Here is a 22,104-nt window from a genome sequence, read left to right on the forward strand (position 1 = left end):
GAAGGAAAGCGTGACGAGAATGGACCCAGATGCCCAACTAGGGGCAGTTTTACCTCTAGTTGTGATTAAAGGCCGCGCGAACCGCGACGTACCTGTCCAGCATTGTGGCATGACACCGTGATCCATACGGCCGCCTCCTGGCGGTTGCCCTCCACCCTAGGCCGACCAAGAGAGTAGTGCGTACGGAAGCGAGGCACCGATACCCGAAAGCAACCGTTATGACTGTTTCATTCAGTCACTCTTCGTGGCGAGGGGAACGTGGATCGCGAGCACCGTGACATCGTCATCCTGCTCATATCCAGACAGCATGCGATCGACAAGAAAATCTAGCAACATGTGGGGGCTTCCCACCACTTCGGCCGGCGCTTCGGTCACAACAGAGCAAAGATCAGCAAGCCCGGCATCGAGGCCACGCTTGCGGTTCTCGACCAGACCATCCGAATACAGGACAGCGGTGTGGCCCGGCGGCACGCAGAACCTGAACTGCCGTCGGCTCGTGGGCCAGCCCAGCGGGGTGCCCGGCTCGCCGTCGCACAGCAGCGGCACGCCCTGCGGGGAGACCAGCAGCGGCGGCGGGTGACCGGCGAGCGCCAGCGTGCCCTCCCCGGTGCCCGGCTCGACGACCATGTAGGCGAGGGTCGTGACCTGCTCCTCCTCCTCGGTGGCCTCGAAGACCCTGTCGAGGCCGGTGAGCACCGCCGCGGGCGGCGGGTTGGTCAGCGCCAGGGCCCGCATGGCGTTGCGGATGCGGCCCATCCCGGCCGCGGCCTTGACGCCCTTGCCCATGACGTCGCCGACCACCGCCGCGACCCGGCCGTCCTGGAGCACGAACGCGTCGTACCAGTCGCCGCCGACCTGCACGTGGCGGCTTCCCGAGCGGAACCGCTGGGCGAGGACCAGGCCCCGGACCACCGGCAGGCGGTCGGGCAGCAGGCTGCGCTGGAGCGTCTCGGCCGTGCGGTGCTCGCGCTCGAACAGGGTGGCCCGCTCCACGGCGAGGGCGCACTGTCCCGCGAGCGCCTCCAGGAACACCCCGTCCTCCTGGGAGATCTTCTGCGGGCGGGTGAAGGAGAACCTCAGCGCGCCGAGCGCGCGCCCCGCGGCCAGCAGCGGCAGGCCCACCCAGGCCCGCTCGTCGCTGTGGGCGATGAATCCGGTGATCGTCTCGTTGTCGCCGCCCGCGTCGACCAGCTGGGACTTCAGGCTCTCCGGCGACTCGGCGAAGACCGGACGCCGGCTGTTGACCGCCATGGTCATCACGCTGGAGTGCGACAGCGGGATCTCCTCGCCGGGCGCGCCGGGGACGTCGGGGATGCCTCCGCTGTTGACCAGCTTCAGTGCGGCCCGGTCGACGTCGAGCAGCGCCACGGCCGAGCGGTCGGCCGCCAGCGCCGTACGGCCCACGTCGATGATGACCTGGACCACCTGCTCGACGGTGAGCGCCTCGGCGAGCATCGCCGTGGCGCCCTGCAGGCGCGCGGTCCGCAGGGCGGCGGCGCCGAGCTGGTCGGTCAGCCGGCCGCGCATCTCCTCGGCCTCGCGCTGCGGGGTGACGTCGGTGTTGGCGCCCACCCACTCGACGACCCGGTTGTGCCGGATGATCGGGACGGCGCGCACCTCGAAGTGCCGGTAGCCGCTGGCCCGGGTGCGGACCCGGTAGCTCCACTCGAACATGATCCGGCCGCGCAGCGCCTCGCGCCACGCCTCCTCGGTGTGCGGGCGGTCGTCGGGGTGGACGGCCTCCAGCCAGCCGTGGGTGAGGTATTCCTCAAGCCCCTGGCCGGTGATGGCCCGCCACTGCGGCGCGTCCTCCTCCACGGCGCCGTTGGGCGCGGTGATCCACACGAGCTGGGACTGGGCCTCGACCAGCGAGCGGTAGCGCTCCTCGCTGCGCCTGAGGTCCTCCTCGACCTGCCTGCTGTCGGTGATGTCGACGCCGACCAGGCAGATCGCGCGGAGCGTGCCCTTGTCGTCGTGGATCGGGGAGAAGGTCAGCGACCAGTGGTGGGTCTCGCCCTCGGCGGTGCGCACGCGGATCCGCTGGTCGCCCTCCACCTCGGCCCCCGCCACGATGCCGCGGACCGAACCCTCGATCAGTGCGGTCAGGTCGGCGGAGAGCAGCTCGCCGGGGGCGCGGCCGACCAGGCGCTCGGCGGGCAGGCCGACCACGTCGGCGAAGACCTCGTCGACGCGCTCGAAGCGGCCACCGGGGTCGAAGAACGCGAAGGCGAACGGCGACTGTGACAGCAGGCCCTGCAACAGGCCGGAGTCTGAGATGTCCACACCCGACTCCCGGGGACGGGGCACGGAGGTTTCGGCGCTCATGGTCGGCACCTCCGTCGCGTGCCAGGGTCTCCCACGAGGCACATCTCCAAACTTGCGAATTGGCGTAGCGCGGCTCCGGGGGACCGGATCCTGGAGTACATCATCGGCGATGGGCAGGTGCGGACGGAAGCCCCGCCCAAGATGCGGTCCGCGCACCCCGGGAGCGCCGCCGCTCCGATGACCGGAACCCTCGTGCCGACCCGAGGGGGCTCCCACACGGGCGCCGACCGGCCGGCATCGCGCCTCCGAACGTTTGCGGCCAGGACCATAGCAGGATCGGGCCGGACCGTCCCGGCAACTGCCCACCTCATCTCCGTCGGGCTTGCAGGCGAGATCAGGCTACTGACTCGCCGTCAATTCGGCTCCCTGTTCGGGGACACTCGCTTACTCCACTGTTGCAGGATTCAGTCAAGACACGGGGCCAGCTTTCCATATCACGGCGCCGAGGGTTGACACTCCCGAGATAAGTTGTGGAATGAAAACGCACGTCCTCGCCGACACATCCGGGGGATGCCCCCCGGGAAACTCCGGAGGAATGCGACATCCATGCCCGTTCTTGCCACCCGCCTCGCCGGGCCTTCCGTGACGACCTTCGCCGCACCCTCAGCGCCCTCAGCGCCCTCAGCACCCTCGACGGCCCTCCACGAGCCGGTGACCTCTCACCTGGCCGCCGAGTTCCTCACGGTCCCCCTCGACACCGTCGACAGGTGCGTGGCCGAGGTCTGCGCCTGCGCCGAGCATCTCGGCATCGAGCCGACGGCCGAGGTCGTCGAGCGCGTCGCCCGCGAGCATTTGCTCGCCCTTGTCAACTCCGCGCCGCCGCCCCGCGGTCCCCGGTAGCATCGGGAGCACCCGGCCGTCTTCTACGCACCGTTTGGACCGGGAATGCGAGAAGGTTGGGACGTGAGCGAGGGAAGCGAGCGGGCCAATCAGCGCGGCGGCGGCGTCCGTGATGGGCTCGCGCGCCCGACGGGGGAGGCTGCTTGAGCCGGCGACATCGTCGAGACCCCAGGGAGAGCCAGTCCCCCGAGGCAGTCTTCGCCGAGATGTTGCTCGCCGCTCGCGAGCTACTGGCCGTACGCAGCCCGCTGGACGCCGAGCTCATGGTCTCCGACATGATCGGAGCCTGGTGGGGGCGCCGGCTGCGCCGCGGGGACGCCGAGCAGGTCCTCGGCGAGGGCCTGGTCGACTACGCGGCCAAGGCCGGCTCGCCCGCCGCGCTCACCCTGCTGATCGCGCTGGCCTATCTCGGCACGGCCCGCCAGGCCGCCAAGGCGGAGGGCGCCGCGCTGGCGCTCATGGAGCGCGACGTGGCCAGGCCCCGCTGGGCCGACCGGCTGGGCGTGGTCAAGACGACCGGCTGCTTCGTCTCCCGCGACGCGTACGGCGACCAGGACACCGTGGTGTGCACCTTCGGTTACCGGGGCACCGACAGCGTCGAGGACCGGCACGCGCTGGTGGTGATCGTCGACTACAACATGCGCGGCATCGCCCGTGACGCCTGGGTCTCCTCGCACGTCGACAAGCTGCTGGAGCAGGTCAGGGCCGAGGCCGAGGGCAACCCGATGCTCAGGTTCGGGGAGATCGAGCCGCAGCAGGCCAGGGCGCTGCTCGAATCGGCCATGAAGGCCACCGCCGAGTACGGCCAGCGCAGGACGGCCGTGCCGGTCAGCGACAGCTACAGCGCCTACCACGCCTTCGCCAGGTCCCGGATCAAGGCGCTGCCGCCCGGCAGGAAGCGGCCGGCCCCGCTGCACAGCGAGGCCCCCTACAGCCGCGACCGCCGGGCGATGCTGGCGGCCGAGTTCCTCTCCTCGGACGCGGCCGAGCACCTGTCCGACCCCTCGTCGGCCTCCCGGTGCGCCGATCACATCATCGACTACGGTTGCGACCAGGATTTCGGCCGCCCGCTCCGGGTGAGCCCGACCAAGTGCGAGACGTTCCTCCTCGACTGGCTGCCGCGCAAGGTGATGCTCAGCACCGCCGAGCAGGAGGCGGTGCCGCACGTGCTGGGCGCGTGGGCGCGGTTCGCCGCCGGCCGGACCGGGCTGCCCGACGAGGGGCTGCGGGCCACGCTCGACGCGGTCTGGGAGGCGACGGGCAAGTTCGCCGAGTCCTACCGCGACCCGACGACCTTCGGGCTCGACCGCGACCTGCTCGCCCGGCTGCTGCCGGACGGCGACCTGTCGGCGCTGGCCAGGCGGGTGTTCGCGTTCCCCTTCCTGCAGGGGACGCACGGCGAGATCAAGCTCAGCCTGCTCAACCCGGCCGACGACACCGACCGGCGGATCCTGCTGGGCATCGACCACGCGGGGGAGCTCGACCGGCGCGACTACGACGAGCACCTCGCCTGGCACGAGGAGATCGCCGCCCGGCTCTGGGAGGGCGACCCTCCGCAGCTCTGGGAGGCGGCGCAGCGGCTGCTGGACCTGGGCCACGACCGGCACGACGTGCTGCACGTGCTGATCGAGATCGCCGAGCGCATCGGGGACGACCCCGAGGAGCTGGCCATCGCCCTTGATGACATCGCGGACATTCCCGACGAGCCTCCGGTGTAGGTGAACCATGGTGATCGATCTCAACGCCGATCTGGGCGAAGGCTTCGGGATCTGGCGGCTGGGCGACGACGAGGCCCTCCTCGATGTCGTGACCAGCGCCAACGTCGCCTGCGGATTCCACGCGGGCGACCCGTTGATCATTCGCCGCACGTGCGCGGCGGCGGTCGACCGGGGAGTGGTGATCGGCGCCCAGGTGTCCTACCGGGACCTGGCCGGGTTCGGCCGCCGCGAGATGGACGTCGACCCCGAGGAGCTCTGCGCCGAGGTTCTCTACCAGCTGGGGGCGGTGGACGGCATCGCCAGGGCGATGGGCGGCCGGGTCTCCTACGTCAAGCCGCACGGCGCGCTGTACAACCGGATCTGCCGCGACCCCGAGCAGGCCGGGGCCGTCGTGGCGGCGGTCGCCGACTACGACCGGGACCTGCCGCTGCTGACCCTGCCCGGTTCCGTCGTCCACGAGATCGCCGCCGGGGAGGGGGTCACCACCGTCGTCGAGGCCTTCGCCGACCGCGCGTACACCGGCTCGGGAACGCTGGTCTCCCGCCGTTCCCCCGGCGCGGTGCTGCACGACCCCGGCACGGTCGCGCACCGGGCCGTGCGGATGGCCACCGAGCGGGTGGTCGGGGCGGTGGACGGCTCGCTGGTCCCCGTCGAGGCGCGCTCGATCTGCGTGCACGGCGACACCCCCGGCGCCGTGCTGATGGCCCGTGCCGTCCGCGACGGCCTGGTGGACGCCGGAGTGACGCTGAGGTCCTTCGCGTGAGCATCCGGCGGGCCGGGGAGCACGCGATGCTGGTGGAGACCGGCTCGCTGGAGGTCTCCCACCGGCTGGACGCCCTGCTGCGGGCCGACCGGCCCTGCGGGGTGGTCGAGATCGTGCCCGGCCCCGTCACGGTCCTCGTCACCGCGCCGGGGACCGACCCGGCGCGTCTGCGGGACGAGCTCTCCCGCCTGCTGGACACGGCGTCCGCCGCGGACGCCGCGGTGGCAGCGCCCGCGCCGGAGGTGACCCTTCCCGTCGTGTACGACGGCGCCGACCTCGACGACGTCGCCGCGCTGAGCGGGCTCTCCCCGGGGGAGGTGGTCGAGCGGCACACCGGGCGGGAACTGGTGGTGGGCTGGCTGGGCTTCGCCCCCGGGTTCGCCTACCTCACGGGGCTGGACCCGGCGCTGCACGTCCCCCGGCTGGACACCCCGCGGACCTCGGTGCCCGCCGGGGCGGTGGCGGTCGCCGGCCCCTACTCTGCGGTCTATCCCTCGGCCTCCCCCGGCGGCTGGCGGCTGCTCGGCCGCTCCGCGACGGCGGTGTGGGACGTGGCCGCCGACCCGCCCGCCCTGCTCACCCCGGGGACGCGGGTGCGGTTCCTGGCGGTCGGCGAGCCATGATCGAGGTGATCGCGCCGGGGCCGTACGCCACCGTGCAGGATCTCGGCCGGCCGGGGTACGCCCACCTCGGGGTGCCCCGCTCGGGCGCGGCGGACGAGCCGAGCCTGCGGCTGGCCAACCGCCTGGTCGGCAACCCGGAGAACGCCGCGGGGATCGAGCTGACCTTCGGCGGCGCCCGGCTGCGCTTCACCGCCGGCGCCTGGGTCGCCGTCACCGGCGCCACCTGCCTCCTGGACGTCGTACGGCCGCGCGAGGCGGCCCCTGGCGGGACGGCCCCGACCGCTCCGGGTGGGGCATCCGTGAGCGGGATGTCCATGAGCGGGGTGCCGGCGTCCACGGGCGGGGCGTCCACGGGCCAGGCCCCGCCGGGCGGGGCGTCCGTGGGCGGGGCCCCTCCGGGCGCTGCTTCTCCGGGTGGCGCCTCTCCGGGTGGGGTGATCCGGCGCATGACGGTCTCGCAGGGGATGTGCGCGCCCTTCTGGGTCCCCGCGGGCGGCGAGTTGCGCCTGGGGACGCCCGGGACCGGCCTGCGTACCTACGTCGCCGTCCGGGGCGGTGTCGACGTGCCCGCCACGATGGGGAGCCGGTCGGCCGACTCGCTGTCCGGGCTCGGGCCTCCCCCGCTGCGCGCCGGGACGGTCCTGCCCGTGGGACCGACCGGGGACCTGCCGCCGATCACCGTGGACGCGGCGCCCCCGCCGGAGTCCGGGGCGGGCGTCCTGCGGTTCCTGCCGGGTCCCCGGGACGACTGGTTCGTTCCCGGAGCCCTGGCCACCCTGTGCGCGGGGCCGTACGAGGTCAGCCAGGACAGCAACCGGGTGGGCGTGCGGATGCGCGGCGCCTGCCTGGAGCGGGCCAGGGACGGGGAACTGCCCAGCGAGGGCATGGTGGCGGGGGCCGTCCAGGTGCCGCCCAGCGGCCAGCCGATCGTGTTTCTCGCCGACCACCCGCCGACCGGCGGCTACCCGGTCATCGCCGTCCTGACCTCGGCGAGCCTCGCCGGGGCCGCCCAGCTCCGCCCCGGCGACCGGATACGCTTCCGCCGCGACTGACCGACCGGCGGACGGCCCCCGCCGGGCGTACGGCGATCCGGCGCGAGGAGCTGGCCGCGGGCGGGCTGCCCCACTTGGTCGTCACCGGACCGCCCGAGGCCCGGCTGTCACGGGCCGTACAGGCGGTGGACACCCTTCTGGAGCGGGGCTGGGAGTTCGCGGAACCGCTGTAGGGGCTGCCGGGGACCCTCGCCCCCGGCGTGCGGCGTCGCGGGCCTCGCCCGGCGGGCCCGGGTCAGCGCAGGAGCGCGGACACCCGCTCGATCTCGGCGGCGAGGGCGGCGGCGGGGACCTCCTCAAGGAGGTCGACAGTGATCTTCCTGTCCCTCGCCTCCCAGACCCCGGCCACCCTGCCCTCGTGGATGACGACCGGGGAGATCCAGCCGGCGGCCCGGCTGACCTTCGCCTTCGCCTCGGCGGGCAGGAGGGGCTCCAGGTCGCGCGGGGCGGCCAGGATGTACTGGTCGAAGCCGGGCAGGAGGTGGACCCCGGTGGCGGGCCGGGCCGCGGCCAGGTCGTCGAGGTGCTCGGCGAGCATGACCATCGGCCGGCCGTCCACCTCGATCTCGGCCAGCTCAGGGGTGAGGTCGCGGAACCAGCCGCGCAGCGTCGCCTTGCGGGTGCCCCCTCGGTAGAGCCAGCCGTCGAACGTCTCGGGGGCGCCGGGGCCGTGGGCGCCGAGGAAGGAGCGGAGCAGGCGCACCCCGCCCTCCTCCGCCGAGGGAAGCGCGTCGGGCCAGCCGGGCACCTGGTCGCGGGGGCTGACGAAGGTCACCCGGCCCTCGCGCGGCGGGCCGTAGCAGAGCTCGCCGAGGAAGCTCAGCGGCTTGAGCAGGGCGCCCCAGCCGGAGGTGAGCGCCTCCCTCAGGTGGGCGTCGCCGGTGACCTCGATGACCCTGTCGACCAGCTCCTCGCGGGTGAGGACGCGGCCCGCGAGCGCCTTGGGCACGGCGTCGAGGATGGCGGCGACCTCGGCGGCGGTGACACCTTGGCCGCGCTGCCAGGAGCCCTTCTCCCAGTTGCGCAACGAGCCGAGGACGGCGGCGTAGGAGGCCAGCTCGTCGGCGGGGACGAGGTGCAGGGTGCCGCGTGCCGTCCAGGTCTTGACCAGGCTGCGATCTCGCCACAGGGCACGGTCGATCTCACCGGGATCCGGCCGCGCGCTCCGCACGGCCACCGCCAGGGCGGCGGAGGAGGCCACCTGCGCCTGCACCCCGGTGAGCCTCCGCACGACGGACACCGCGTCGGGCCCGTCGGCCGGGTCGACGAACTGCCGCTTCAGCCGCCAGGCGAGCACCTGGGGCCAGGTCACCGAGATAGTCATGACCAACTTCTACACCCCGCCCCCGACAGAGCACGGCCCGCCCGTGACCACCGCGACGCGGACCGGCGCTCCGGCCTTCAGGCCCGACGGTGAAGGCCCGAACATGCCCCGAGCCAGGTGGTCGTGCCGCTTGACGAACCACCGCGACGCGGACCGGCGCTCCGGCCTTCGGGCCCGGGGATGAAGACACGGGCACTGCCCCGGGCCGGGTGTCGTGCCGCTCGAGGTACTCGGGAATCTCCGGCTTCCGGGGTGGAGCGCACGTCAACGGACGAAGCCGATGTCCTGGTATCTCAGGTCGTAGAAGCCCCGGGCGCCGAAGTTGGCGAGGTTGCTCTTGACCGCGACGTTCTGCGGTCGCTGGTAGAGCGTCACCACGTTGACCGCCTGCCAGATGAGCTTGTCCGCGGCGTTGGTGTCGGCGATGGCCCTGGCGTCGTCGAGGTCGGCGGTCGCCTTGTTCATGGCGGCGTCGATCTGCGGGGAGCCGATGCGGCCGAGGTTGGCGTTCCACTGCCTGGTGCCGTCGGAGCGCCTGACGGCGTCGGCGTACTGGCCGTAGGAGCTGGAGACGGGAAAGGGCGTGCCCACGTACGCGAACGCAGTGATGTCGTAATTGCCGGGAATTATGTATTTGGTGAAGTAGTCGTCCGTGGGCACCGACTGCAGGGTGACCCCGACACCGATCTGGCCGAGCATGTCCTGGACGAGCTCGGCCTCGGATTTGCCGAGCTGCAGGCCAGATGGCAGGACGAAGCGCAGGTTCAGCTCCTTTCCCCCCTTCCTGCGGGTCCGGCCCTCCAGTTTCCAGCCCGCGGCGTCCAGCTCCCTCCCGGCCCTGCCGGGGTCGTACGTGCCGATCTCACCGGCGTTGTCCCGGTAACCCTCCTGGGTGTTCATGAAGAAGTGGTTGTTGAGCAGCACGATCGGCCAGTCGAGGCCCTGGAGGTCCGACTGGGCGATGGCCTGGCGGTTGATGCCCATCGCGATGGCCCTGCGGACCTTCGGGTCGGACAGGACCGCGCTCTCGCCGTTCATCGTGATGTGCCGGAAGTCGGGTCCGGCCGCCTGCCGCACGATCGCGTCCGGGGTGCTCTTGGCCCGCGCGTAGTCGGGCGCGGACGGGCCGATGTCGAAGGTGTCCAGCTCGCCGTTGCTGAAGGCGCCGACCAGCGCGTCGCTCTCCAGGGAACGGTAGATGATCCGGTCCAGCTTGGCCCTGTCTCCCCACCAGCGGTCGTCCCGCGCGATGGTGACGGTCTTGGCGGTCGGGTCGAACGCGACGAACTCGAACGGGCCCGCGGTCACCGGGACGCGGTTCAGCCAGGCGGTGTTGAACGCCTCGGCGGTGGCGTTGGCGCTCCGGGGGTACAGCGGCGCGAACAGCGACTGCCAGTCGCCGAAGGGCTTGGCGAAGGTCACCACGACCTGGTGGTCGTCCCGGCCCCTGGCGACCTTCTCGATGTTCTGGTAGCCGGTGGTGCTCGCCACCCGGTAGTCGGCGTCGCGGCCGTTCAACGCCTGCCATTGGGCGCGGTAGTCCTCCCAGGTGATCGGGGTGCCGTCGGACCACCTGGCGCGCGGGTTGAGGGTCAGCGTGACGACCTGCCTGGGCTCGTGCGCGGTGACCCTGCCCTCGGACAGGTAGTCGGTGTTCGGGGAGATCTTCCCCTTGGCGTCGGAGCGGAAGGGGGAGGGCAGGAGGGCGTCCATGACCCTCTTGACCGTCGCCAGGTTGCCGTCGATGTGGTTGAGGTTCCAGTTGGACGGATACTCGTTGATCCCCCAGCGGAGCACGCCCCCGTCCGCGATCCGGTCTCGGGCGACCGGGTTGACGTCGTAGGCCTTGACCACCGGGGCTGGCCCGCCCGGCTTCCCGCCTCCCCCTCCCCCGCATCCGGCGAGACCCGGTGCGACGGCCATGGCCAGCGCGGCGGCGAGCGCGCCCACGCGCCGGATTGATATCACGGTGTTCCTCCCGGGGCATACGACTGGGCGTGCGGCTGGGCGTGCGAACGGCGTGCGGCCGGCCCGCTCCGGGCCTGCGGCTGGGCGTACGACTGGGCGCGAGTCTGGGCGAACGGCTGGGTCATACGGCGTCGATCCTCTCGGCGAAGTGGCACGAGACGCCGTGGTCGTCCCCGAGCCATCGCACCTGGGGCTCCTCGTCGACGCAGCGTCGCCTCGCGCTCTCGTCGAGGGCCTTGAACAGGGGGCAGCGGGTGCGGAAGCGGCACCCCGAGGGAGGATCGGCCGGGCTGGGCAGGTCTCCCTCCAGCAGGACCCGCCTCCTGGAGCGTTCCAGCACCGGGTCCGGCAGCGGGACCGCCGACAGCAGGGCCCGCGTGTAGGGGTGCATCGGGGTGTCATAGACCCCGCCGACCCGGCCGATCTCGGCGATCCTTCCCAGATACATGACCGCGACCCGGTCGGCGATGTGCCGGACCACGGCCAGGTCGTGCGCCACGAGCAGGTACGACAGGCCCAGGCGGGTCCTCAGCTCCTCCAGCAGGTTGAGCACCCCCGCCTGGATGGACACGTCGAGCGCCGAGACCGGCTCGTCCAGCACGACCAGCCGGGGCTCCAGCGCGAGGGCGCGGGCGATGCCGACGCGCTGGCGCTGGCCACCGGAGAAGTCCTGCGGGTAGCGGGCGGCGTGGCCGGGTTCCAGGCCGACCAGGTCGAGCAGCTCGCCGATCCTCGGCCCCGGATTTCGGGCGCCGTGCGCGCGCAACGGCTCGGCGAGGATGTCGTAGACGGTCATCCTCGGGTCGAGCGAGGCCAGCGGGTCCTGGAAGACGATCTGCATGTCGCGCCGCACGGCCATCCGGTCGCGGGAGCTCATCCGCGAGGTGTCGTGGCCCAGGACCGTGATCCTGCCGTGCTGCGGTGCGGCCAGTTCGAGGATCTCCATCAGGGTGGTCGTCTTGCCGCAGCCCGACTCGCCGACCAGGCCGAGCGTCTCGCCCTCGCGGACGTCGAGACTGACGCCGTCCACCGCGCGGACCGTGCCGACCCGCCGCCGCAGGAGCGTCCCCTTGACCAGGGGGTAGTGCTTGACCAGGTCCTCGACCGCCAGGACCACGTCGCGCCCGGCGCGCGGGCGCGGCGGCTCCTCGGCGGCGGGGGCGACGAGGCCGGTGGAATCGGCGGAGTCGGCGGGGCCTGCCGGGCGCGGGGCGGGACCGGCCGCGCCCCCGGCGGGGCCGCGCACGCCGTAGACCTGGGCGGGTGACCAGCCGGCCGCCTCGATCTCGCCGGAGCGTATGCACGCCGCGAGGTGGCCGGGCGAGCCCACCGGCTCCGGCTCCGGCTCGGCCTCGGCGCACGCCGGTACGGCGATCGGGCAGCGCGGCTCGAACGGGCAGCCCGGCGGCAGCGCCGCCGGTGACGGCGGGTTTCCCCCGATCGGCACCAGCGGCTGCTCCCGGCCGCGGTCGAGGCGCGGGACCGAGCCGAGCAGGCCCATGGTGTACGGCATGCGGCTGCGGTAGTAGACCTCGTCCACCGAGCCGACCTCGACGGGGCGTCCGGCGTACATGACGAGGACCCGGTCGACGAACCCGGCCACCACCCCCAGGTCGTGGGTGATGATGACGATCGCCGCGCCGGTCTCGCGCTGCGCCGTCTTCAGCACCTCCAGCACCTGCGCCTGGATGGTCACGTCGAGCGCGGTGGTCGGCTCGTCGCAGAGGATCACGTCGGGGTCGTTGGCGATCGCCATCGCGATCACCGCGCGCTGGCGCATGCCGCCGGAGAACTCGTGCGGGAACGCCCTGGCCCGCTGCGCGGCGTTGGGGATGCCAACCAGGTCGAGCAGCTCGACGGCGCGCCTGGCGGCCTGGGCGGCACTCACCCGCTGGTGGACGCGGATCGCCTCGGCGACCTGGTCACCGACCCGGTAGACGGGGGTGAGCGCGGAGAGCGGGTCCTGGAAGACCATCGAGACGGTCTTGCCGCGGAACGCGGTGAGCGTTTTCTCCGGAGCGCCCAGGATCTCCCGCCCGAGCAGCCGCACCGAGCCGGTGACGCGGGCGTGCGCCGGGAGCAGGCCCATCACGGCCAGCGAGGTGACCGACTTGCCGGAGCCGGACTCCCCGACCACGCCGAGCACCTCGCCGGGACGGACCGCGTAGCCCATGCCCCTGACCGCGCGCACCGCGCCGGGGCCCGAGCCGAAGGTGACGTCGAGATCGCGCACCTCGAGCACGGGGGCGACCTGGTCCGGCACGGGCGCGTGCCCGCCGGTCCGGCCGATCCGGGGTGTCGTGCCCGAGGGCCGCTCGCTCGTCACCGGTCACCCACTCCTGTGGGACGTGGGGTCGAAGGCGTCACGCAGGGAGTCGCCGACCAGGTTCACCGCGAGCACGGTGACGATCAGCAGGCCCGCGCAGAACCAGAACGTCCAGGGGGCGTAGAGGGCCGTCCGCGCGCCGTCGGCGATGAGGCTGCCCAGCGAGACGTCGGGCGGCTGGATGCCGAAGCCGAAGTAGGACAGGGACGTCTCGGTGAGGATCGCGGCGCTGACGTTGAGCGTGGCGTCGACGACCAGCAGCGAGGACATGTTGGGGATCACGTGCCGGAAGATGATCCTCGTCGGGGGCACGCCCATGAACCTGGCCGCGTGGATGAACTCCCGCTCCCTGAGCGAGATGGTCATACTCCGGACGATCTTCGAGGTGACCATCCAGAGGAAGAGCGCCAGCACCAGCACGAACACCGGCCACTGTCCCCCGACGAAGAGCGGGGACATGACCGCCAGGATCAGGAAGGCAGGGAGCACCAGCAGCAGGTCGGTCAGCCAGGTCAGCGTGCGGTCGGTCCAGCCTCCGAAGTATCCGGCGAAGGCTCCCACCACGGCCGCGAGCGCGGTGCCGACCACCGCGGCGAGCAGGCCGACGATCAGGGACCGCTGCAGGCCGCGCAGCGTGACCGCGTACACGTCGGCGCCGGTCTGCAGGGTTCCCCACCAGTGCTCGGCGGAGGGCGGCGCGAGGAAGGCCGTGAAATCCTTCGAAACGTACGTCCAGCGGGTGAGGTACGGCCCGGCGAAGGCCAGCAGGAAGATCAGCACGAGCAGCGCGAAGCCGGTCCTGCCCCGGCCCGAGCGCAGGAGGCGGCCCGCGACCACCCGCAGCCGCGAGGGCGCCTTGATCCTGTCGATGGACGCCCGCTGTTCGGCGAGTTCCTCGTCGGCGATGGTCATCTCCGGCTCACCCCACCCGGACGCGCGGGTCGAGGACGGCGTGGAGCACGTCGGAGGCGAGCGCGGCCAGCAGCACGGCCAGCGCGGCGAAGCAGCTGATCGCAGCGACGGTGTTGACGTCGTTGGTGGAGATCGAGTCGACCAGCTGCTCCCCCATGCCGTGCCAGCCGAAGATCTTCTCGGTGAAGGTGGTGCCGACCAGCAGCGCCCCGAAGGTGAAGGCGAAGTAGGTGACCGCCGGGATCAGCGCGGTGCGCAGCGCGTGCCGGGTCAGCGCGGCGCGGCGGCTCAGCCCCTTGGCCATGGCCGTGCGGATGAAGTCGGCGCCGAGCACGTCGAGCATCATGTTGCGCTGGTAGCGGCTGTAGACGGCGACCAGTCCGAGCGACAGCGACAGCGTGGGCAGGGCCAGGTGCCGGATCCGGTCGAGCGCGGCGGTGGCGAACCCTCCGGGGAGGCCGGGGGTCACCTCGCCGCTGACGAGGAAGATCTGAGTGCCGGCCGCCTCGTTGAGCCGGATCGCGGCGATGATCAGGATGTTGGCCAGCACCACCGTGGGGATCGCGAGCACGACGAAGGACAGGCCGGTCGCCACCCGGTCGAAGAGGCCGTACTGCCTGACCGCGGCGTAGGCGCCGATGAGCACGCCGGCGACGCTGCCGAGGATCAGCCCGCTCGTGATCAGGCGCAGGGTGACGCCGATGCGGCGCCCGAGGTCGTCGTTGACCGAGCCTCCGGCCACCGTCTTGCCGAAGTCGCCGCGCACGAGGCCGCCCGCCCAGGTCAGGTAGCGCTCGAACAGCGGGGTGCGGTCGTTCAGGTTGAGCTCGGTGAGGCGCGCGTCGACGACGGCCGGGGGAAGCGGGGGGTTGCGGCCCTCGTAGTTGGATCGCGGGTTGAGGGCGGAGGCGGCCAGCATGTAGGCCAGGCTGGTGGCCACGACGATCAGCACCAGGTAGTTGAGCAGCCTGCGGGCAAGGAATCCCGCCATCTTTCCTCCTCCGGAGCCCCGCCGCTGTCAGTGACCATCTTGCTACACTCGGCGACCGGTGGGCTGCATAGCGTACCGAATCGGAGGGATCTCGGTGAGAGACGGCGCCGTCGGGCCCGCGGGTCAGCCGGCCGGGTCCGGAGGACGGCCGGTCGCGCACCGGGAACGGCCGGCCGGGCGTTGGAGACCGTCGGCCGGGCCCGCGGTCACGTCCCGGAGGACCGGGAGCCCCTCCCGGAGAACCGCGGAGACATCTCCCGCGGGGCCCGGGGCGCCTCCCCGGGAGCCGGGGTCACTTCCCGGCGAGCTCGTCGACGGCGGCGCGCAGGTCGGCACCGGTGATGGTGGTCAGGTCGGCGGCGCTGGCGGTGGCGCCGCCGAGGGCGGCCAGGCGGACGTCCCTGCGCATCGCGGCGCGCTCGAAGAGCGAGCGCGCGAACCTGCCGTTGCCGAGGCCGTCGATCAGGCCCTCGTCGCAGACCCAGGTGAAGACCTCGGCCAGGTCGCGGCGGGCGTCGTCGTCGAACCTGTCGCCCGAGGAGTCGGCGAGCAGCACCGCGATCTCGGTGAGCTCCCCCGGCGAGTACGAGGGGAACAGCACCCGCTGGTTGAACCTGCTGCCCAGACCGGGATTGGACGACAGGAAGGTGCTCATCTCCTTCTCGTATCCGGCCAGGATGATCACCAGCCGGTCGCGGTCGTCCTCGGCCCGCTTGAGCAGCGTCTGCACGGCCTCGGTGCCGAAGGCGTCGCCGCCGCTGTAGCCGGAGTTGACCAGGCCGTACGCCTCGTCGACGAACAGCACCCCGCCGAGCGCCCGGTCGACCAGCTCGTTCGTCTTGATCGAGGTGGCGCCGAGGTGCTGGCCGACCAGGTCGGCCCGCTGGGCCTCCACCACGTCGGGCTGGGCGAGCAGGCCCAGCGCGGCGAAGATGCGGCCCAGGATGCGGGCCACGGTGGTCTTGCCGGTGCCGGGCGGCCCGGCGAAGACGAAGTGCCGCATCTGCGGCGGGGTCGGCAGCCCTCGCTCCTGGCGCATCTTGGCCACCCTGAGCTGCGCGGCGATCGCGTGCACCTGCCGCTTGACGGGCTCCAGCCCCGCCATGCGGTCGAGGTCGGCCAGCGCCTCCTCTAGGGAGGGGGCGGCCTGGTAGCCCCGATAGCGGGCGGTGAGCTCGTCGAAGGCCTTGACGACGTCGCCCTCGACCGTGGTGACCAGGTCCTCGGTGGTGGGCGCGCCGCCCGCCCCCACCACGCGCACGTCCCTGGCCTGCGCGACGGCCTCCACGAGGCTGCGGACGAACCTGGCGTTGCCCAGGTCGTCGACGATCGCGCGCCGGTGGATGTCCTCGAAGCGGGCGAGCAGGGCGGGCGCGGCCTCGGATGCCATCCGGTCGCCCCTGCGCCGCTGCAGCAGCTCGGTGATCTGGAGCAGCTCGTCGGGGGCGTAGCTGGGGAAGCGGACCCTGCTGGAGAACCGGCTGGACAGGCCGGGGTTGGACGACAGGAAGGTGGTCATCTCCTTCTCGTATCCGGCCAGGATGACGATCAGCCGGTCGCGGTCGTCCTCGGCCCGCTTGAGCAGCGTCTGCACGGCCTCCGCGCCGAACCTGTCGGGCTGGCCGTCACCGGAGTTGATCAGGCTGTACGCCTCGTCGACGAACAGCACCCCGCCGAGCGCCCGGTCGACCAGCTCGTTCGTCTTGATCGCGGTGGCACCGAGGAACTCCCCCACCAGGTCGGCCCGCTGGGCCTCCACCACGTAGGGGGTCTCCAGCAGGCCGAAGGCGTAGAAGATCTTCGCGACGGTCCTGGCCACGCTGGTCTTGCCGGTGCCCGGCGGGCCGACGAACACGAAGTGCCGCATCGGCGGCTCGGTGGAGTATCCGGCCTCCCTGCGCAGCCTGGCCGCCTCGATCGAGGCGGCGATCGAGCGGACCTGCTCCTTCACCGGGGCCAGGCCGATCATGGCGTCCAGCTCGCCGAGTGCCTCCTCCACCGAGATGGGCGGCGGCGCGTCGCGCTCGCCGGCTCCCTGGGCGGGGGCGAGATGGCCGCCCTCGCGGACCCGGAGCCCGGCCTGGCGCTGCTCCCCCGCCTCCAGCGCGACCCGCACCCTGCGGGCCTGCAGGAACCGGTGGACCAGCACCCCGGCCGCCACGGCGTACGCGGCCCAGATGGCGACGGCGGGCACGAACCCGGTGACGACCACGCCGAGCAGGACGGCCGCCAGCCCGGCGGGCACCAGTGCCATGACCGTGGTCACCCAGGGGGGGACCCAGCGGATGAGGTGGGCGGCTCCGGCGACCAGCGGGCCGAGGATCATCAGCGCGGTCGGGATCGGCGAGTTCCAGCCGGAGGCGCCCTGGACGATCAGGATCGTCGCCAGCCAGGCGAGCACCACCAGCAGGGTGGCGGCGGCGCGGGGGAAGCTGAGGGTCAGCGCCGCGAAGCCGAGCAACGCCAGCGTGCCGAAGAACGTGTCGAGGACCGACCAGCCGAGTCCGAACGCCAGCGCGACGGCTCCGACCAGCACCGCGACGTAGATCAGCCTGCGCAGGGGCGGCGAGAGCCGGAAGTAGCCCAGCCGAACCTGCTCGAACAGATCCCGTGCCGCCGCGCGCCCCGCCGGACGGGCCCTGCTGGATTCCCGCATCACGCCTCCCCGGTTCGCCCCCGGTTATACCGCAACAAGGGGACGTTTGCGCGTGCCTGAGGGGCGCGCCACGCCGTCGTACGGGCACGATCAGATATACGGATGAGAACGGATGAAACCAACGTTCGAGGCAGCAAGCTCTCCCCGCGTCGCCCCTTCGGTCACACCCTTCCCCGTGCCGTCTCCTCGCCCCGCGCACGGCGGCCCGCGCCCGCGTTCCCCGCGGGTGGTACGGCTCGGTCCCGGCCACCTCCCGCCGCCCGTCCGCGCGGGGAACCACGCCGGGGGACGGGCAGGAAAATGTCACCGCCCGGCAAGGCGGTCCACGGTCTGAGCAGCCTCCCGGCCCGGCGGCCCGCGATGCCGGTGGACACCCCGCCCGGCCCCGGCGGTTCGCGGCCCCAGCGCGGTCCCGGCGCTCGACTCCAGCACTCGGTCCCGGCACTCGGTCCCGGCGTCCGGTCCCGGCGTCCCGTCCCGCGCTCGACTCCAGCACTCGGTCCCGGCGTCCGGTCCCGGCGTCCCGTCCCGCGCTCGGCTCCGGCGCGCGGTCCAGGCACTCGGTCCCGGTGTCGACGACCGGCGGGCCGTGCTCCCGGCAAGGGCGGTCCGGCGCTCCGGGGGGACGGTTCAGCCTCGGCGGGCGCGGCCCTGGTGGCGGCCGGGATACTCGCCGACCACGACCTCCTTGGGGGTGATCCTCAGCAGGTCGGCCTCGGTGTCGCCGATGGCGATGCCGCGTACCTCGGCCCAGAATCGGCGGTCGAGCGGATCGGCGACGAAGACCGCCACCCTGGGGTCGCGTTCGGCGGCCTCCCAGGCGTCGGAGGCGGCGATCAGGCGCAGCTCGCCGCTCGGGCCGACCGAGCTGACCGCGCCGACGGCGAGCGCGCGCGGGCCGCTGGGGTCGGCGTACGCGAGCACCACCCCCCGCGCGTAGGTGAAGGCCGCGCGCACCTCCCCGCTGAGCCCCACCGGCGGCGCGGCGTCGCCGGGGAGGCGGCTCCCGCAGCCGTCGCACATGACCAGCGAGGCCCGCCACGGTCCCGGCGCGCCCCGCCACCACGCCCGCACCGACCTCGTGGCGAATATCGCCACCGGTACGGCCAGCAGGACGATCCCGGCCCGCCAGGCCCACTCCCCCACCGGGGCGAACCCGAGGACCGGCGCCGCTCCGGCCACGCCGAGCAGGACCGACGCCGAGGCGGGCAGGGCCAGCGCCGCCGCCAGCACGCGGTCAGAGGTCAGCGCACGGGTGAGGGCCGGGACCGGTCCCGCCCGGCCGCGCGCCCAGCCGAGCACGAGCGGCACGGCGAGCGCGGCCAGCGCCCAGCTCCGCTCGTCCAGGACGACGACCGCCATCACGGCCGCCATCGGCACCGACCAGACCCGGCCCGCCACCAGCCAGAGGGTCACGTTCACGTCGCGCCTGGCCGTGCGGTCGTCACCGGCGGCGGCGAACTCGGCCAGCGCCCTGCCCGGCCGCCCGCGCCACGCCTCGACGAGGACGCGCAGGACGAGCAGCACCGCCCCGTTGAGGAACACCAGCCCGGCGAGACCGGCCCAGACCACCCCCGGCGCACCCGGTACCGGGCCGTGAAGGAGTGGCGGAATCTCCGCGGGGAGGGTGGCGACGACCGCGACGTACGCGGTCACGGCGACCAGGGTGATCGAGACCGACGTGCTGAGCCAGAGATCTCGGGCGAGCATGCCCGGCACGTACGACCAGAGCCTGACCCGGTGCGCCTGCCTGAGGGTGATCGCCAGGACGGCGAGCGGTACCAGCCCGCCGCCGATCCTCGCCACGGCGGCCAGGCCGAATCCGAACTCCGCCGCGCAGACCGCGACGAGGGCGGCGGCCAGCAGGATCCGGGTCTGTCGCGACCACGTCCCCAGGGCACGCCTGGCCCGGCTCGTCTCGCGGGGGTCGACCGGCCAGGCGGGGTCGTGGTGGACACGCGGGCGTTCCCAGCGCAGCCGGGCCAGGCCGAGGTTGATCCTGGCGCCGGGGTGGTCAGGCAGGCGGCGCAGCGCCTCGCGGTAGGCGGCCTCCGCGAGGCCGTACTCGCCCCGCAGCAACGCGAGGTCACCGGCGAGGACGTGCGGGTCCGGCTCCTCCGGCGCGTAGCGTACGGCCCTGGCCGCCTGGGCCCGCGACTCGCGCCAGCGCCCCGGCACCCTGCGCAGCGCGGCTCCCAGGCGCATCCGCGCGGCCCAGGAGCCCGGTGCGAGGCGTACGGCCTCCTCCGCGGCCGCCACGGCCTCCGCGTCGCGGCCGAGCCGCTCGAACGCGAGGCTGGCGAGGCGGTATCCCCAGTCTGCGCCGGACTCGGACCGGGGATCGAGGTCCAGTGCCCTGCGGGCGGCCTCCAGCGCGGCCTCTGGCCGGTCGCGGCCCAGCCACGCGGCGGCCACGGCGCACCACTGCCGGGGGTCGGCGGGATCCCGGGGCGGCGGGACGGGCCCCGAGGCGGGGTCGTTCCCGTGCCGGGAACCGTCGGGATCCCCGGGTGGCTCGGGGACCCGGCCGGAGGCGTTTCCGGGGTCGGTGGGATCCCGCGACGGCTCAGGCATTCGGCCGGAGGCACTCCCGTAACCGGGGTCGGCGGAGTCCCGTGATAGCTCAGGCACCCTGCCGAGGGCGCTCCCGTAACCGGGGTCGGCGGGGTCACGCGGTGGCTCAGGCACCCGGCCGGGGGCGCTCCCGCGTCCAGGGGCGGCGGAGTCCCGCGGCGGCGGAACCGGGGCGGGGTCGTTCCCGCCGGGCCCGCTCACCACGGCGGCTCACGGGCCTCGCGCTGGCTCCCCACGATCGCCATGGTCCGTGCGAGATCACCTTTTGCCTAGATAGCGGTATATGCCTGTATCTCTCTAGAGAGGTCGCCCGCGGCGCCCCGGAAGGCGCGGAATATCGCCCAGCCTAGGGCGTAAAACGGACATTCCCCTGTGAATCAATCACCCAATGCCGCCCCGGGCACCGCCCGACTTCGCCTAAGCTGCGACGCATGTTCGTCCAGGCCGACAAATCCTGAGCGGCTCATGACCACCGTCATCTCCAGGCGTGCGGACGGCGACCCACGGACATCCGGGGCCGGCCGGTGGTCGGTCCTCGCCGTCCTCTGCTTCAGCCTGTTGCTGATCGCGGTGGACGCCACGGTGCTGCACATCGCGGTACCGGCGCTGACGGCCGCCCTCGAGCCGTCCTCCGTGCAGCTGCTGTGGATCATCGACGTCTACTCGCTGATGGTCGCGCCGCTGCTGCTGACCTTCGGCACGCTCGGTGACCGCTACGGGCGCAAGCGCCTGGTGCTGGCCGGATACCTGGTCTTCGGCGTCGCCTCGGCCGCGGCGGCGTTCGCGCCGACCCCGCTCGCGCTGATCTCCGCACGCGCGCTGCTCGGCCTCGGCGGAGCGATGATCATGCCCGCCACGCTCTCGATCATCCGGCAGGTCTTCACCGACCGGCACGAGCGGGCGGTCGCGCTGGGCGTGTGGAGCGCGGTGGCCGCGGCCGGGGCCGCGGTCGGCCCGATCGTCGGAGGGGTGCTCGTCGGGCACTTCTGGTGGGGCGCCGTCTTCCTGATCAACGTCCCCATCCTCGTGGTCCTGCTGCCCACCGCGGCCAGGCTCCTTCCCGAGTCCCGCAGGCGCTCCGGCCAGCCGTGGGACGCGCTCAGCGCGGCGCTGTCGGTGCTGGGCATCCTCGGGGTGGCCTTCGGCCTCAAGGAGGCGGGGACCGGGCATCCGGGCGGGGTGGCGGTGTTCCTGGGCGGGATCTGGCTGCTGGCGTGGTTCGTCCGCAGGCAGCGGCGGCTGGCCTTCCCCCTGCTGGACCTGAGCCTGTTCCGGCTGCGGGCGTTCCGCGCCGGGGTGGGCGGCGTGCTGCTGACGGTCTTCGCCCTGGTCGGGCTGGAGCTCATGCTCGCCCAGTATCTCCAGCTGGTCCTCGGCGACAGCCCGCTCCAGGCCGCCGTACGGATGCTCCCCCTCATGATCGCCTCGATCGCGGGCGGCCTGGCCGGGGCGCGGCTGCTGCGGTGGTTCGGGCTGCGCGCCACGATGGGCGGCGGGCTGGCGCTGACCGCCCTCTCCCTGGTCCCCACCCTGACCTGGCACACCGAGGGGCATCCGGTGGCCCTGACGCTCTGCTTCATCGGTATCGGCTTCGGCATCCAGGTCACCCTGCTGGCCGCCTCCGACACGATCATGTCGTCCACCCCGGAGTCCCACGCGGGCGGCGCCGCCGCGATCGAGGAGACCGCTTACGAGCTGGGCGCGGGGCTCGGGGTCGCGGTGCTCGGCACGATCACCACGGTCGTGTACGCCCCCTCGCTGCCCTCGGTCCACGGCGTCGCGCCCGCGATGATGGACCAGGCCCGCCAGTCGCTCGCCTCCGCCGCGCACGTGGCGCGGGAGATCGGCGGCGGCGTGGGGGACGCCCTGCTCGCCTCGGCCCGCGTCGCGTTCGTCTCCGGCCTGCACGCGACGGTGGCGGTGAGCGTGTTCCTGCTGGGCGCCACCGCTCTGGCGGTGACACTCCTGGTGCCCCGCCGCCCAGTCGAAGAGGGGGACGACCTCTCGTGATGGGTTTGGAAGACCCCTGCTC

The 22,104-nt window shown here is 73.1% G+C and carries 14 protein-coding genes; 6 read left to right on the top strand and 8 right to left on the bottom strand.

The annotated features are described in order from the left end of the window. Positions 1–231: 231 nt before the first annotated feature. A complete protein-coding gene (locus OG587_RS41065; RefSeq protein WP_329084244.1) occupies positions 232–2,325 on the bottom strand; it encodes a SpoIIE family protein phosphatase in 2,094 nt (697 codons plus the stop codon). 546 nt (positions 2,326–2,871) lie between these two features. On the opposite strand from OG587_RS41065, the gene OG587_RS41070 reads away from it, so the two are divergent. The 5 genes from OG587_RS41070 to OG587_RS41090 all read left to right on the top strand — a co-directional run bounded on the left by OG587_RS41070 (position 2,872) and on the right by OG587_RS41090 (position 7,321). Continuing rightward, the gene (locus tag OG587_RS41070; protein ID WP_329084245.1) at positions 2,872–3,165 is read left to right on the top strand and encodes a hypothetical protein; all 294 of its coding nucleotides are present in this window, start codon (positions 2,872–2,874) and stop codon (positions 3,163–3,165) included. Between the two features lie 206 nt (positions 3,166–3,371). Next, the gene (locus OG587_RS41075) at positions 3,372–4,883 is read left to right on the top strand and encodes a hypothetical protein (protein WP_329094162.1); all 1,512 of its coding nucleotides are present in this window, start codon (positions 3,372–3,374) and stop codon (positions 4,881–4,883) included. A 7-nt stretch (positions 4,884–4,890) separates the two neighbouring features. After that, on the top strand, positions 4,891–5,646 hold the full coding sequence (locus OG587_RS41080) for a LamB/YcsF family protein (protein ID WP_329084246.1): 756 nt from the start codon (positions 4,891–4,893) through the stop codon (positions 5,644–5,646). Further along, the gene (locus OG587_RS41085) at positions 5,643–6,269 is read left to right on the top strand and encodes a 5-oxoprolinase subunit B family protein (protein ID WP_329084247.1); all 627 of its coding nucleotides are present in this window, start codon (positions 5,643–5,645) and stop codon (positions 6,267–6,269) included. Before OG587_RS41080 ends, OG587_RS41085 begins: the two co-directional genes overlap by 4 nt. Beyond that, positions 6,266–7,321 carry a biotin-dependent carboxyltransferase family protein gene (locus tag OG587_RS41090; protein ID WP_329084248.1) on the top strand — a complete coding sequence of 352 codons (1,056 nt, stop codon included), beginning with the start codon at positions 6,266–6,268 and terminating at the stop codon, positions 7,319–7,321. Before OG587_RS41085 ends, OG587_RS41090 begins: the two co-directional genes overlap by 4 nt. 235 nt (positions 7,322–7,556) lie before the next feature. On the opposite strand, the gene OG587_RS41095 is transcribed toward OG587_RS41090, so the two are convergent. The 7 genes from OG587_RS41095 to OG587_RS41125 form a co-directional block, all read right to left on the bottom strand. Then, positions 7,557–8,645: a winged helix DNA-binding domain-containing protein gene (locus tag OG587_RS41095; RefSeq protein ID WP_329084249.1), complete on the bottom strand. Its 1,089-nt coding sequence runs from the start codon at positions 8,643–8,645 to the stop codon at positions 7,557–7,559. A 264-nt stretch (positions 8,646–8,909) separates the two neighbouring features. Next, positions 8,910–10,595 (bottom strand): ABC transporter family substrate-binding protein, encoded by a 1,686-nt coding sequence (locus tag OG587_RS41100; RefSeq protein WP_329084250.1) that lies wholly within the window; start codon positions 10,593–10,595, stop codon positions 8,910–8,912. Positions 10,596–10,734: 139 nt separating this feature from the next. Continuing rightward, entirely contained in the window at positions 10,735–12,876 is a 2,142-nt protein-coding gene (locus OG587_RS41105) for an ABC transporter ATP-binding protein (RefSeq protein ID WP_329094165.1), read from the bottom strand. 66 nt (positions 12,877–12,942) lie between these two features. Next, on the bottom strand, positions 12,943–13,851 hold the full coding sequence (locus OG587_RS41110; RefSeq protein ID WP_329084251.1) for an ABC transporter permease: 909 nt from the start codon (positions 13,849–13,851) through the stop codon (positions 12,943–12,945). 7 nt (positions 13,852–13,858) lie between these two features. Continuing rightward, a complete protein-coding gene (locus OG587_RS41115) occupies positions 13,859–14,842 on the bottom strand; it encodes an ABC transporter permease (RefSeq protein ID WP_329084252.1) in 984 nt (327 codons plus the stop codon). 292 nt (positions 14,843–15,134) lie between these two features. Further along, positions 15,135–17,498, bottom strand: a complete 2,364-nt coding sequence (locus OG587_RS41120) for an AAA family ATPase (protein ID WP_329084253.1) — start codon at positions 17,496–17,498, stop codon at positions 15,135–15,137. Positions 17,499–18,128: 630 nt separating this feature from the next. Beyond that, positions 18,129–20,072 carry a tetratricopeptide repeat protein gene (locus OG587_RS41125; RefSeq protein ID WP_329084254.1) on the bottom strand — a complete coding sequence of 648 codons (1,944 nt, stop codon included), beginning with the start codon at positions 20,070–20,072 and terminating at the stop codon, positions 18,129–18,131. Positions 20,073–20,537: 465 nt separating this feature from the next. Here OG587_RS41125 and OG587_RS41130 point away from each other — a divergent pair, with 465 nt between their 5' ends. Beyond that, a complete protein-coding gene (locus OG587_RS41130; RefSeq protein WP_329084255.1) occupies positions 20,538–22,082 on the top strand; it encodes an MFS transporter in 1,545 nt (514 codons plus the stop codon). Positions 22,083–22,104 lie beyond the last annotated feature (22 nt).

It is taken from the genome of Streptosporangium sp. NBC_01469, from assembly GCF_036227305.1.
Lineage (GTDB): Bacteria > Actinomycetota > Actinomycetes > Streptosporangiales > Streptosporangiaceae > Streptosporangium.